Raw genomic sequence first — 12798 nt, 5'->3', positions numbered from 1 at the left:
GGTGGCGGATGTCGCCGGTGGTTTTGTCAGGTCGCTGGCCGAGCTGCCGGCGGCGCTCCGCGCGTGGCAACCGGCGAATGCCTGATGCGGGCGTAATTCGGATTTGTATCTGGCGGAATTCGCGCCGGTGCTATGGGATTGCTGCCACGTCCCTCAACGAGAGGATCTGATGTGGTGAGCAAGCGCTTCACCGTCGGGGCCGTCGCGACCGCGGCAGCCCTGGCACTCACGGTGACCGGTCTGACGGCTCCGGCGAATGCCGGGTCGACCACCAGCCGTACGTTCACCGTGGTGGCCGAGGACGGCGTTTCGGCGGACGCGGCCATCGCCGCGATCCGGGCGGCGGGCGGCACCGTGGTGTCCCGCACCGACGACGTCGGCCTGTTTCAGGTCACCAGCGACCGGGCCGACTTCGCCAGCCGGGCCACCGCCGCCAACGCGCTGGTCGGTGCCGCTGAGCAGAGGGCAATCGGTCGTAAGCCCAAGCTGGACCGGGTCGAGCAGGAACACCTGCTGGCCGAGGCCAAGGGCAAGAACAACGGCAAGAACAACGGCAAGAAGCTGGACCCGCTGGACGACAAGCTCTGGGGTCTCGACATGATCCGGGCCGACCAGGCCCGTAAGGTGGAGCCGGGTGACAAGCGGGTCACCGTCGGCGTCCTGGACACCGGCCTCGACGCCAGCCAGCCCGACCTCGCGCCGAACTTCAACTGGGCGCTGTCGCGCAACTTCGCCCCCGACATCGTCGAGGTCGACGGCCCGTGCGAGGTGGCGAGCTGCCTCGACCCGGTCGGCACCGACGACGGTGGGCACGGCACCCACGTGGCCGGCACCATCGGTGCCGCCGCCAACGGTTTCGGCCTCTCCGGGGTCGCCCCGAACGTCTCCCTGGTGGAGCTCAAGGGCGGTCAGGACTCGGGCTACTTCTTCCTCGACCCGGTGGTCAACGCCCTGGTGCACGCGGGCAAGTCCGGCCTGGACGTGGTCAACATGTCCTTCTACGTCGACCCGTGGCTCTACAACTGCACCGCCAACCCGGCCGACTCGCCCGCGTCGCAGGCCGAGCAGCGGGCCGTCATCACGGCGATGAAGCGGGCCCTGAACTTCGCCCACAACAAGGGTGTCACCCTGGTCGGCTCGCTCGGCAACAACCACGAGGACCTCGGCGCGCCCCGCACCGACTTCTCCAGCCCGGACTACGGCGCCGACCCGTACCCGCGGCCGATCGACAACGCGAGCTGCTGGGACTTCCCGGTGGAGGGCCCGCACGTGATCGGCGTGTCCGCCGTCGGCCCGTCCGGCAAGAAGGCCGACTACTCCAACTACGGCACCGAGCAGATCTCGGTCGCCGCGCCGGGTGGCTGGTTCCGTGACGGCTACGGCACCGACACCTACCGCACCGACGGCAACATGATCCTCTCCACGTACCCCAAGAAGGTGCTCCAGGAGGAGGGCTCGGTCGATGAGGCCGGCAACGTTGTCGCCGGCTTCGAGAACTCGGTGTTCAAGCAGTGCACCACCTCGGGTGAGTGCGGGTACTACACGTACCTGCAGGGCACCTCGATGGCCTCGCCGCACGTCAGCGGCGTCGCCGCCCTGATCGTCAGCAAGTGGGGCAAGAAGGAGGGCCGCAACGGCTACGGCCTGGCGCCGGACCTGGTGGAGCAGCACCTCTACCGCACCGCCGCCGAGCACGCCTGCCCGGAGCCGCGCCTGCAGAGCTACACCAACGAGGGCCGGTCGGCCGAGTTCGACGCGTACTGCGCCGGCTCGCTGAACTTCAACGGCTTCTACGGCTACGGCGTCGTGGACGCGTACAGCGCGGTGAAGAGCCCGCTCAAGCCGCACGTCCAGCCGTAACACCTTCGCACCGCACGAAGGGCCCGGTCGACCACGGTCGCCCGGGCCCTTCCGCGTACGCCCCGGACCGCCCCGGCGGTGTGGTCCGGGCCGGTCCCGCGCGATCCGGGCCGGTTCCGCGCGGTCCGGGGGCGGTCGTGGGCGGTCCGGGGGGCCCGCGGGGTCCGGGCCGGTCCCGGGGGGTCCGGGGGTCTCGCGGGGTCCGGGCCGGTCCCGCGCGATCCGGGGGTCTCGCGGGGTCCTGGGCGGTCCCGGGGTCCTGGGCGGTCCCGGGGCCGGGCCGGTCTCGGGGCGGTCCGGGGTCCCGCGGGGCGCGGGGTCCAGGGGGCCGGATCGGGGAGATGGTGGTGTCGGCGGCACTGGGCACCGCCACTTCGCCGAGATGTCGTGGATCACCGGCGCCAACCCCGTTCTGCTAGGGCAGCCCGAACCTCGCGGAGGACGGCGGGGAAGTCGTCGCGCAGGCGGCGGCTGGTCACGTGCAGCACGACCCAGCCGGCGGCGACGAGTTGGTTGAGCCGCCGGCGATCCCGGTGCAGTTGGTCCGGGTCGGCGTGCCAGTGGCCGTCGTACTCCACCGCCACCCGGAACTGTGGCCAGGCCAGATCGGGATGCAGCAGCAGACCGGATGACAGCCGTACGGGATGCTGCGCCACCGGCCGGGGCAGTCCCGCCAGCACGAGACGGACCCGCAGGTGCGACTCGGGCGGCGACTGTGCGGCCGGGTCGGCCAGGTCGAAGACGCGTCGGGCCCGTCGACCACCCGGCCGGTCGGCGTGGCGCTCCGCGACCTCGGCGAGCGCGGCGCGGCTGGTCAGGCCACTGCCGAGCAGCGAGTCGACGATGCCGACGGCGCGAACCTGATCCAGCCAGGCCGCCGTCTCCCACGCGGCGAGCGCGGGGGACGACCGGGGTGGCGTGCGTACCGCCAAGGCTGGAATCGACATCGGTGGGCCGGGTGCTGGGGGTCTGCCGTCCCTGCCGTCTCTGCCCTGCCTTCCGTCCGTGCCCTCCCGGTTCGTCGTGCCGTCCCTGCCCGTCGTGCCGTCTTTGCCGTCCCTGCCCGTGGTGCGGTCCCTGCCCTTCGTGCCGTCTTTGCCGTCCCTGCCCTTCGTGCCGTAACTGCCGTCTAATCGCTCTGCTGGCTGACCGGTCGCCCCGGTGGAGTGCACCCGGATGCCGCGCTGGGAATCGATGCGTACCGCCGGGGGTGTGAGCACGTGCACCTCGTCGCCGAAGCCGGCGGCGTGCTCGACCCCGTGCAGGTACGCCGCCGACGGGCCGGCGATCACCGCCCCGGGCGGCAACCGCAGTGCCGCGCCCCGGCAGGCGAGGGCATGGTCCCGGTCGAGGCGGGCGTCCGCGTAGACGTCATGGCAGAGGCGGACCCAGGACGCTCCGCGAAGCTGGTGGCGGGTGAGCAGGCCGCGACGGATCGCGTCCGAGCCGCGGAACACCTGCCAGGCGAGGGCGGAGGGTCGGTGCGGTCGTGGGGGCATGACGCCCAGCCTCAGGGCTGCGGACCGCCCCGCGACACCCCTGTGGACAACCGGAGTCGCCCGCCGTACGGCGACCTGTGGACAGCGCCCGCCAGGCCCACCCGCTGTGGTATGGCCGGCCCTGCCGCGAGGCGGCCAGCCCGCTCAGTGCACCGGGAGCCGGCACCCGGCGGATGAACCATCCGGGGGTGCCGTTGCCGGTCAGCGTGGCGTCGTCGCGCTGACCGCCCGTCCGGTCGTCGAAGGGTCGACCGGTCACGCAATGTCCGACCCGTCCCCTAGTGTGATCCACTCCGTTTCGCCGGAGTGGCGGTGTTCTGGTAGGTGCGATACCGCCACATCGCCGAACTGGAGTGGATCATCCGCGATGCTCGGGCCGAGCGGCCGAGCGGCCGAGCGGCCGGGCAAAGCGCGGTCCGTGGTCCGTGGTCCGTGGTCCGTGGTCCGTGGTCCGTGGTCCGGGTCCGTGGTCCGGGTTCGTGGTCCGGGTTCGTGGTCCGTGGTTCCGGTCCGGTCCGTGTTCGGTCCATCGGCCATCGGCCATCGGCCATCGGCCGTCGGCCGTCGGTCCGTGGTTCGGGGCCGGGCTGGGCCGGGGCGGTGGCCGGGCCGAGGCTGTGGCCAGGGCCAGGACTGTGGCCGGCCGGGGCCGGGGCCGGGGTCGGGGTCGGGCCAGGGCTGGGGCTGGGGCTGGGTCAGGGCTGGGCTGGGGTCAGGGCGGGGTCGGGGCCAGCGCCGGGGCTGGGGCTGGGGTCAGGGCTGGGGCGGGGGGCGGAAGGTGGGGCGGGTCCGTGGTCTGCGTGGTGTCGGCCGGGCGAGCAAGGTGGCGCGGCTGCGGGCGGTCAGGACAGGGCGGTGGCGATCGCGGCAGCGGCGGCGGCGACCTGGCGGCCGACCGGGTCGACGGCCAGCGGGGCCAGGGAGATCACGCCGACGCTCGCCTCCAGTCCCGGTACCCCGAGCACCGGCGCGGCCACGCCGTACGCCCCGGCCTGGAGTTCCCCCGCCGTGCTCACCGGGCCGGCGAGGCCCGCCCGGCCGGCGAGGATGGCCCGGCCGGCCGCGCCCAGCTCCAGCGGATGCCGGGCCCCGGTCCGGTACGCCACGTGGAACGACGTCCAGCTCGGCTCAACGACGGCCAGGGCCACCCCCTCGCCGGCCTCGACAACGGTCAGGTGCGCGGTCGCGCCGGCCTGCTCGGCGAGCCGGCGCAGCGCGGGCAGCGCTCCCTCGGCGAGCAGTGGCTGGGCCCGCCGGGCCAGGTGCAGCACGCCGACGCCGAGCCGCAGCCGGCCGTCCCCGTCCCGGCGGAGCATCCCGTGCCCGCTCAGCGCGCCGACCAGCCGGTAGACGGCTGCCCGGCCGATGCCCAGGCGCTGTGCGGCCTCGGTGACGGTCAACCCGGCCGGCGCGTCGGCCACCAGGTGCAGCAGGCGCAGGCCCCGGTCCAGGGTCCGCGAGGTCTCGCCACCCCGGGGAGGCGCGGCATCCACCCGAGCGGCGTCCCGGGTTGGTACGGCTTCCACCCGAGCCGCGTCCCGGGGTGGCACGGCATTCACCCGAGCCGCGTCCCGGGGCGGTACGGCATCCACCCGAGCGGCGTCCCGGGGTGGCACGGCTTCCACCCGAGCCGCGCCCCGGCCCGCCTCGTTCCCGGCGGCGGGCGTCGCGCTTCCCACCGGGCCCGCCGTCTCCCCGGGCCCGCCGGGCCGTGCCGTCGTCTCCACAGCACGCAGCGTACGACCCGGCACCGGCCGACCCCGGAAAGCATGGACGGCTACCCTTGTACGGTGACGCTACGCCTGTATGACACCGCCACCCGATCGGTGCGGGACTTCGTCCCGCGGGAAGCCGGCAAGGTGGAGGTCTACCTGTGTGGTCTCACCCTCCAGGCGCCGCCCCACATCGGCCATCTTCGCTCCGGCGTCAACTACGACGTGCTGCGTCGCTGGCTGCTGGCGGCCGGCTTCGAGGTCACCTTCATCCGCAACGTGACCGACATCGACGACAAGATCCTGGTCAAGGCGCAGGAGCAGGGCCGCCCGTTCTGGTCGATCGCGTACGCCAACGAGCTGATCCTGGCGCAGGCGTACCGGTCGCTGAACGTGCTGCCGCCGACGTACGAGCCGCGCGCCACCGGGCACATCCCGGAGATGCACGAGCTGATCGCCCGCTTGGTCGAGACGGGGCACGCCTACCCGGCCACCGACGGCTCCGGCGACGTCTACTTCGACGTGGCCTCCTGGCCGGCGTACGGGGCGTTGTCCGGGCAGTCGCCGGACGACATGCAGTCCGCCGGGGACGCCCCGGAGCGGGGCAAGCGGGACCTGCGGGACTTCGCGCTCTGGAAGGGCGCCAAGCCGGACGAGCCGGCCGACGCCTACTGGCCCTCCCCGTGGGGGCGGGGCCGGCCCGGCTGGCACATCGAGTGCTCGGCGATGTGCCTCCGCTACCTCGGCGCGGAGTTCGACATCCACGGCGGCGGGCTGGACCTGACCTTCCCGCACCACGAGAACGAGATCGCCCAGTCGCAGGCCGCCGGGCTGCCCTTCGCCCGCTGGTGGGTGCACCACGGGCTGCTCAGCATCGGCGGCGCCAAGATGGGCAAGTCGCTGGGCAACGCGCTCGACCTGACGTACGTCGACTCGCTCGGGGTGCGCCCGGTGGAGCTGCGCTACTACTACGCGGCGGCGCACTACCGGTCCCGGATCGACTACTCGGAGGACGCGCTGCGGGAGGCCGCGGTGGCGTACCGGCGGATCGAGGGCTTCGTCCAGCGGGCCGCCGAGCGGGTCGGTGTCGGCCAGCTCGGCGAGCTGCCGGCCGGTTTCGTCGCGGCGATGGACGACGACCTCAACACCTCCGCCGCGCTCGCCGTCCTCCAGGCGACGCTGCGGGACGGCAACACCGCGCTGACCGCCGGCGACGATGTGACCGTCCGCACGACCCTCGCCGCCACCCGGGCGATGCTGGATATCCTCGGCGTCGACCCCCTCGACCCGGCGTGGACCGGCGGCGTGCACGCCGACGACCTGCGCGGCGTGGTGGACTCCCTGATCGCGCTGGCCCTGGAACAGCGTGCCCAGGCCCGCAGCCGCAAGGACTGGGCCGCCGCGGACGCCGTACGCGACCAGCTCAAGCAGGCCGGCGTGGTGGTCGAGGACACCCCCCAGGGCCCCCGTTGGACTATTGGAGAGCAGGACTGATGGCCGGCAACTCGCAGCGCCGTGGCCGGCGACTGACGCCGAAGGCGGGTGCCCCGAAGGGCTCCGGTGGCAAGAACAAGGACTCCCTCGCGGGCCGGGGCAAGACCCTGCCCGCCGACGAGCGGCCCTGGCACAAGGCGTACTCGGGCACCGAGAAGCTGCCCCAGCGCACCGCCTGGAAGCAGGACAAGGAGCGCCGCGCGGCGGCCGAGGAGGGGCGGCCCCCCAAGATCGGCCAGCCCGGCACCAAGGACACCACCTGGGGCAAGGGCACCCGTGGGGTCGCCCCGGTCCGTGGTGGCGCGGGCGGCCGGGGCGGCAAGCCCACCGGCCGCGGTGGGCCCCGGGTCGCGCCGGGACGCAAGTCCAACCCGGCGAAGGACAGTCCGGAGCTGCTGGTCGGCCGGAACCCGGTGCTGGAGTCGCTGCGCGCCCAGGTGCCGGCGACCGCGCTCTACACCGCGCAGGGCCTCGACTCCGACGACCGGATCAACGAGATCGTCCGGACGGCCGCCGACCGGGGCATCGCCATCCTGGAGATCAGCCGGGCCGAGCTGGACCGGATGACCGGTGGGGTGCTGCACCAGGGCGTCGGCCTCCAGGTGCCGCCGTTCGCCTACCAGCCGTTCGAGGACCTGATGGCCGCCGCGTTGGAGCAGGCCGCCCCGCTGCTGGTGGCGCTCGACGGGGTCACCGACCCGCGCAACCTGGGCGCGGTGATCCGGTCGGCCGCCGCGTTCGGCGCGCAGGGTGTCTTCGTACCCGAGCGGCGGGCCGCCGGGATCACCGCGACCGCCTGGCGGACCAGCGCGGGCGCGGCGGCGCGGGTGCCGGTCGCCCAGGTCACCAACCTGACCCGGTCGTTGAAGGCGTGTCAGGACGCCGGTTTCATGGTGGTCGGCCTGGACGCCGACGGCGAGACCGACCTGTACGACCTCGAAGCCGCCGTCGGCCCGCTGGTCGTGGTGGTCGGCTCCGAGGGGCGCGGGTTGTCCCGGCTGGTCGGGGAGACCTGCGACCTGACCGTCAGCATCCCGATGGTCTCCGACGTGGAGTCGCTCAACGCCAGCGTCGCCGCCGCGGTCACCCTCGCCGAGGTGGCCCGCCGCCGGGCCGCCGAGGTCTGACCGACCCAGCACCGGCCCCGACGCCGGACAGCACGCGAGAAGGGGCGGCCCGCCGAAGCGGACCGCCCCTTCTTCGCGTGGATCAGATCCGGTGGCCGGTGGCCGCGTTGAACACGTGGCTGCGGCCGGCGCGCGGCTTGACGAACACGGTGTCACCCATGTTCGGCATGGTGCGCCGGTCGGTACGGACCACGAAGCGCTCCTCGTGGCCCTCCAGCGCGGCGTGACCGTAGACGTTGGCGTCCGAGCCGAGGTCCTCGACCAGCTCGACCACGACCGGCATGCCGCCCTCGGTCGGGCTGACCAGGTCGCAGTCCTCCGGACGGAAGCCGACGGTCACCTTGTTGTCGCCGCCCTCGCCCCGGGCCGCCGCGACCTGCTCGCGGGTCAGCGGGATGTGCATCTCGGCGAAGGAAGCGCCCTGCTCGTTCAGCGGAACGGTCTTGATGTTCATGGCGGGGGAGCCCATGAAGCCGGCGACGAAGACGTTGGCCGGGGTGTCGTAGAGCGCCCGGGGGGTGTCCACCTGCTGGAGGACGCCGTCGAGCATGACCGCCACCCGGTGGCCCATGGTCATCGCCTCGACCTGGTCGTGGGTGACGTAGACCGTGGTGATGCCGAGCTTGGCCTGGAGCGAGGCGATCTGGGTACGGGTCTGCACGCGGAGCTTGGCGTCGAGGTTCGACAGCGGCTCGTCCATGAGGAAGACCTGCGGCTCGCGGACGATCGCCCGGCCCATCGCGACGCGCTGGCGCTGACCGCCGGAGAGCGCCTTCGGCTTGCGGTTGAGGTACTCCTCCAACTGGAGGAGGCCGGCCGCCTCCTTGACCCGCCGGTCGATCTCGTCCTTGGGGGTCTTGCGCAGCTTCAGCGCGAACGCCATGTTCTCGTACACCGACATGTGCGGGTAGAGGGCGTAGTTCTGGAAGACCATCGCGATGTCGCGGGCCTTCGGCGGGAGGTGGGTGACGTCCCGGTCGTCGATGTAGATCGCGCCGTCGTCGACGTCCTCCAGGCCGGCGAGCATGCGCAGGCTGGTGGACTTGCCGCAACCCGACGGGCCGACCAGGACGAGGAACTCCCCGTCGCCGATCTGGAGGTCGAGCTGGTTGACCGCGGGGCGTTCGGTGCCCGGGTAGATCCGGGAGGCCTTCGCGTAGGTGACCGTAGCCATGGTGGTGCGCTTCCTTTCACCGGCAGGAACGTGCCGGACGATCCGAGTGAAGGAGCCGCCGGCACCCTCGGTGCCGGCCCCCGGACGACACCTGCGGGGTACGGCCGGAGCCGCCCAAGGTGTCATCCGTGTCACTGCACGGTAAACGGGATTCTGGTACCTGCCAAGACGGGAGACGACGGGTGGGACGGACCGCATGCGCATATCGGTCAGGCGGGCACGGCCGGGCATCAATCCCCTCCACCTGCGGGGGTCGGCTGCGTCGATCCGTCGGCGACCGGGTGGAGAAATCGACGTTTTCCATGCTCCGGGGCACTGCCGAGCGGGATTTCCCGACGTCAGTCGCTATGCTGACGTCGCACCACGCGCCCCTGTAGCTCAGCTGGCCAGAGCACTCGCCTTGTAAGCGAGATGTCGCCGGTTCGATCCCGGCCGGGGGCTCCAATTCCATCAGCCGTCCGGTGGCGGTCGCTGCCCGACGGCCGGGCCGGCGATGCGGTGTCCGCAGCATGTCGGGGTGGGCTAGCCTGGCCGGACAGCCGAGTCTGCGGGGGCGGGGTCGATGAGTCGGGCGGTGGAGCAGTCGAACCGGGCCATGTTGCGGGCCCGGGACGCGATGGACCGGTCATACCCGGAACCGCTGGACATCCCGGCGCTGGCCCGGATCGCGCTGGTCTCCGAGGCGCACTTCATCCGTACCTTCCGGGCCACCTTCGGCGAGACCCCGCACCGCTACTTGCAACGGCGGCGGGTGGAACGGGCGATGTCCATGCTGGTCGAGAGCGACCGGGACGTCACCGACATCTGCTACGCGGTCGGGTTCCACAGCCTCGGCTCGTTCAGCCGCACCTTCCGGCAGATCGTCGGCGAGTCGCCCAGCGACTTCCGCCGGCGCCGATCGGCCGCCGCCGAGCCGGTGCCGAGCTGCTTCGTCAAAGCCTGGACCAGACCAAGCGGTTTTGGATAAGCAGCAGGTCAGCGGCTTGATCTAGCGTTCTCGGCATGACGATGAACGCGATCACCCGCTCCCAGCTCTACGTCCTCGACCAGGACGAGGCGCTCGACTTCTACGTCGGCAAGCTGGGCTTCGAGGTCAACACCGACCAGGATCTGGGCTTCATGCGCTGGCTGACGGTGAACGTGCCCGGCGACCCGGGGCGTGAGGTCCTGCTGGAGAAGCCCGGTCCGCCGGCGCTGGACCCGGCGACCGCCGAGCAGGTCCGGGAACTGCTCAGCAAGGGCGCGATCGGCGGCTGGCTGAGCATCACCACCGACGACGCCCGCAAGACGTACGAGGACCTGGTCGCCAAGGGGGTCGACATCACCGACGAGCCGACCGAGCGCCCGTACGGCATCGACTTCGGCGTCCGGGACCCGTTCGGCAACCGGATCCGCATCGGCCAGATGTTCCCCCGGGCCTGATGGGAACCACGACGATGACCGAGACGCTGTCCACCGTACGACCGGCCGTCCTCGGTCGGGACCGGGCGCTGCTCACCGGCGGCGTCCTCGCCGGTCCGATGTTCGTGGTCTCCGCACTGGCCCAGGGGGCCACCCGGGACGGCTTCGACTTCCGGCGGCACCCGGTGAGCGTGTTGAGCGTGGGCGACCTGGGTTGGATCCAGATCGCCACCTTCCTGGCCACCGGCGCGCTTTGCGTCGGTGCGGCGGTCGCGTCGCGCCGCCGTACCGGGTCGACCTGGCTGCCGAGGCTGCTCGTCCTCTGGGGGGCCGGCCTGATGGCGGCGGGGGTGTTCAGCGCCGACCCGGCCGACGGGTTCCCGGCCGGTACGCCGCGCGGCGCGGGGCAGATCAGCGTGCACGGTGGCCTGCACTTCCTCGCGGCGGCGGTGGCCTTCGGGTCGCTGATCGCGGCGACGGTGGTGGCGGCCCGTCGCGCGGCCCGCGCCGGACGGCGGATCGCCGCCGGGCTCAGCCTGCTGACCGGGCTGTTCTTCGCTGTCGCCTGGGTGGGGTTGATGGCCGGGCCGGGTCCGGCCGCGATGGTGGCCTTCGGGCTGGCGGTGACCGCCGGTTGGGTCTGGGTGACCGCGGTCTTCGTCGGGTCACTGCGGCGGGGCGGGTAGGGCCGCGCGGCACCGGGCTCCGGCCGGAATACCGGGTGTGACCGGTGGGGTGACCGGCTACCGTCGACCCGGTGACCGCGCCGAGGATTCCCGACCTGCCGACGTGTGAGTTCGCCTTTCCCGGGCCGCTGCGCGACCAGCTCGTCGCCGCCGTGCTCACCGGGGCGAAGACCTCCACCACCGGGCTGCTCCAGGACTACGAGCGCGACGGCGAGCCGCTGTCCACCGTCGGCGACCGGGAGGTGGTGGTCGACTCCGCCGCTCGGCCGGTCGCCGTGATCGAGCTGACCGGGGTGCGGGTGGTCCGGCTCGGCGACGTCGACCTCGACCACGCCCGGGACGAGGGCGAGGGGTACGAGTCGGTCGCCGCCTGGCGGGTCGGCCACGAGGAGTACTGGCACGGGCCGGACTATCTGGGCTGGCTCGGCGATCCGGGGTTCACGGTCGACGACGACACCCTCGCGGTCGCCGTGCGGTTCCGGGTGGTCGAGCGGCTCTGACCGGTCAGCCGGCCGGTCGCTCCAGCTCTCCCCGTACGGTCAGGAAGTCCGCCTTGCGGTCGTCCTGCTTGGCCGCGGACAGGAAGACCACCACGCCGACGATCTCGGGGTCCGCCCACCCACAGACGGTGAGGTGGTCGCCCTTCTCGGTGCGTCCCCGCCCGCACCGGGCCTCGCCCCCGAACCGGCCGATCTCGACGGTCTTGACCTTGGAGATCTGGTACGGGCGCAGCGCCCGGGTCAGCGTCCCCTCCGGGTCGGGGATCCGCCCGGAGGCGGCGCTGACCATGATCATTTCTTGGGCCCGGGTCCCGCCCCCGTAGGCCCAGCCGATCGCGCTGGTCGGCTCGCCGACCTCGCGTTTGAACTCCTCCAGCCGGGCCTGGGGAACACTGGTGGCCGCCCGGTCCATCGACTTGGGCAGGCCGAGCAGGCTGTCCGGAGTCCGCAGCTTGCGGCCCGGGGCCGCCGACGGGGTGGGTGCGCTGACCGCCCGCCCGGTGTCGGGCACCGCGCAACCCGTGGCCAGGATGGTGGCGGCCGTGAGCACGCCACCGACCAGGGTGGACGGGCGGGCGGGGCGTCTGTTCGGCACGATGCTCCTCGCAGGATCGGAGCGGTAGGTTACCGGACGCTCCGCGCCCGAGCTGCCCGGTCCGGGTCTGGTCGACGGGCGTGCGCACGCCGGAGCAGGGGTCAGCTCACGGCGGTCCGGTCGAGCAGGAGTTGGGCGAGGGCCGGGGCGGCGGGGTCGGGCCGGGGGCCGGTCGGGCAGTCGGTCCAGTCGACGGACCGCGCGCCGACGCTGAGCCGGTAGCGGTAGGTGTCGGCGCACTGGCTCGCCGCCGGGCTGCCCGCGCCGGCCTGGGTGGCGGTGTCCGCCAGCGCGCGGAGCCGGTCCAGGTCGGCCGGGTCGAGCCGACCGGTGCGCGTCGCGCCGGTCCGGTCGGTCGTCGTCCAGCCGCCGTCGGGCTCGACCGTGACCGTGTCGCGGTGTCCGGCGAAGCCCCCCGACCGGGTCAGCGTCAGCCGGGCGGCGGCGGTCGGGCCGCCGGGGGTGGTGTCGGCGGTCGGGCCGGCGGTGCCGGTCGTCCGGGCGGGGGTGGCGGGCGACGGCGCGGGTGCGCCCGGACCGGTCGCTGAGCAGCCGGTCAGCAGGCCGGCGATGACCGTAATCTTGACGAGGGTCAGCACGGGTGATCTCATTCCCGCTCGGACGCGCATCGACGCCCGCCGGTTCCGCCGCCGGGACGCATCCTCCGTTCGGCCAGTGTCGCGGACTGGACGCGCTCCACCCCTTCTCTTTTCCCCGGTGTATCGCTATATCTACATGCGTGACTACCCC

12 protein-coding genes and 1 tRNA gene are annotated in these 12798 nt (G+C 73.0%); 8 read left to right on the top strand and 5 right to left on the bottom strand.

Going from position 1 to position 12798, the window contains the following annotated elements; genetic code table 11:
* The first annotated feature begins 174 nt into the window (after positions 1-174).
* On the top strand, positions 175-1860 hold the full coding sequence (locus tag ACIQG9_RS07895; RefSeq protein ID WP_400399133.1) for a S8 family serine peptidase: 1686 nt from the start codon (positions 175-177) through the stop codon (positions 1858-1860).
* Between the two features lie 392 nt (positions 1861-2252).
* On the opposite strand, the gene ACIQG9_RS07890 is transcribed toward ACIQG9_RS07895, so the two are convergent.
* Positions 2253-3359 carry a hypothetical protein gene (locus tag ACIQG9_RS07890; RefSeq protein ID WP_400399132.1) on the bottom strand — a complete coding sequence of 369 codons (1107 nt, stop codon included), beginning with the start codon at positions 3357-3359 and terminating at the stop codon, positions 2253-2255.
* 842 nt (positions 3360-4201) lie between these two features.
* Complete coding sequence (locus ACIQG9_RS07885) at positions 4202-4885, bottom strand: IclR family transcriptional regulator (RefSeq protein ID WP_400399131.1); 684 nt, start codon at positions 4883-4885, stop codon at positions 4202-4204.
* A gap of 264 nt (positions 4886-5149) precedes the next feature.
* On the opposite strand from ACIQG9_RS07885, the gene cysS reads away from it, so the two are divergent.
* Both cysS and rlmB read left to right on the top strand, forming a co-directional pair.
* Positions 5150-6565, top strand: a complete 1416-nt coding sequence (cysS, locus tag ACIQG9_RS07880; protein ID WP_400399130.1) for a cysteine--tRNA ligase — start codon at positions 5150-5152, stop codon at positions 6563-6565.
* Complete coding sequence (gene rlmB, locus ACIQG9_RS07875) at positions 6565-7692, top strand: 23S rRNA (guanosine(2251)-2'-O)-methyltransferase RlmB (protein WP_400399129.1); 1128 nt, start codon at positions 6565-6567, stop codon at positions 7690-7692. Before cysS ends, rlmB begins: the two co-directional genes overlap by 1 nt.
* Before the next feature lie 82 nt (positions 7693-7774).
* Here rlmB and ACIQG9_RS07870 read toward each other — a convergent pair whose 3' ends face one another.
* The gene (locus tag ACIQG9_RS07870) at positions 7775-8866 is read right to left on the bottom strand and encodes an ABC transporter ATP-binding protein (RefSeq protein ID WP_400399128.1); all 1092 of its coding nucleotides are present in this window, start codon (positions 8864-8866) and stop codon (positions 7775-7777) included.
* A 367-nt stretch (positions 8867-9233) separates the two neighbouring features.
* On the opposite strand from ACIQG9_RS07870, the gene ACIQG9_RS07865 reads away from it, so the two are divergent.
* From ACIQG9_RS07865 to ACIQG9_RS07845, 5 genes are all read left to right on the top strand, one after another.
* Positions 9234-9310 (top strand) — tRNA-Thr (locus ACIQG9_RS07865).
* 118 nt (positions 9311-9428) lie between these two features.
* The gene (locus tag ACIQG9_RS07860; protein WP_400399127.1) at positions 9429-9833 is read left to right on the top strand and encodes a helix-turn-helix domain-containing protein; all 405 of its coding nucleotides are present in this window, start codon (positions 9429-9431) and stop codon (positions 9831-9833) included.
* A 35-nt stretch (positions 9834-9868) separates the two neighbouring features.
* Positions 9869-10288 (top strand): VOC family protein, encoded by a 420-nt coding sequence (locus ACIQG9_RS07855; protein ID WP_400399126.1) that lies wholly within the window; start codon positions 9869-9871, stop codon positions 10286-10288.
* A 14-nt stretch (positions 10289-10302) separates the two neighbouring features.
* Positions 10303-10953 (top strand): DUF998 domain-containing protein, encoded by a 651-nt coding sequence (locus tag ACIQG9_RS07850; RefSeq protein ID WP_400399125.1) that lies wholly within the window; start codon positions 10303-10305, stop codon positions 10951-10953.
* 71 nt (positions 10954-11024) lie between these two features.
* A complete protein-coding gene (locus ACIQG9_RS07845) occupies positions 11025-11453 on the top strand; it encodes an ASCH domain-containing protein (RefSeq protein WP_400399124.1) in 429 nt (142 codons plus the stop codon).
* A 4-nt stretch (positions 11454-11457) separates the two neighbouring features.
* Here the strand turns inward: ACIQG9_RS07845 and ACIQG9_RS07840 are convergent, their stop codons facing one another.
* Positions 11458-12048 (bottom strand): hypothetical protein, encoded by a 591-nt coding sequence (locus ACIQG9_RS07840; protein WP_400399123.1) that lies wholly within the window; start codon positions 12046-12048, stop codon positions 11458-11460.
* A 101-nt stretch (positions 12049-12149) separates the two neighbouring features.
* The gene (locus tag ACIQG9_RS07835) at positions 12150-12647 is read right to left on the bottom strand and encodes a hypothetical protein (RefSeq protein WP_400399122.1); all 498 of its coding nucleotides are present in this window, start codon (positions 12645-12647) and stop codon (positions 12150-12152) included.
* Positions 12648-12798 lie beyond the last annotated feature (151 nt).

This window comes from Micromonospora sp. NPDC092111 (assembly GCF_044755745.1).
Lineage (GTDB): Bacteria > Actinomycetota > Actinomycetes > Mycobacteriales > Micromonosporaceae > Micromonospora.
This window is presented reverse-complemented; position numbering and strand designations above follow the sequence as displayed.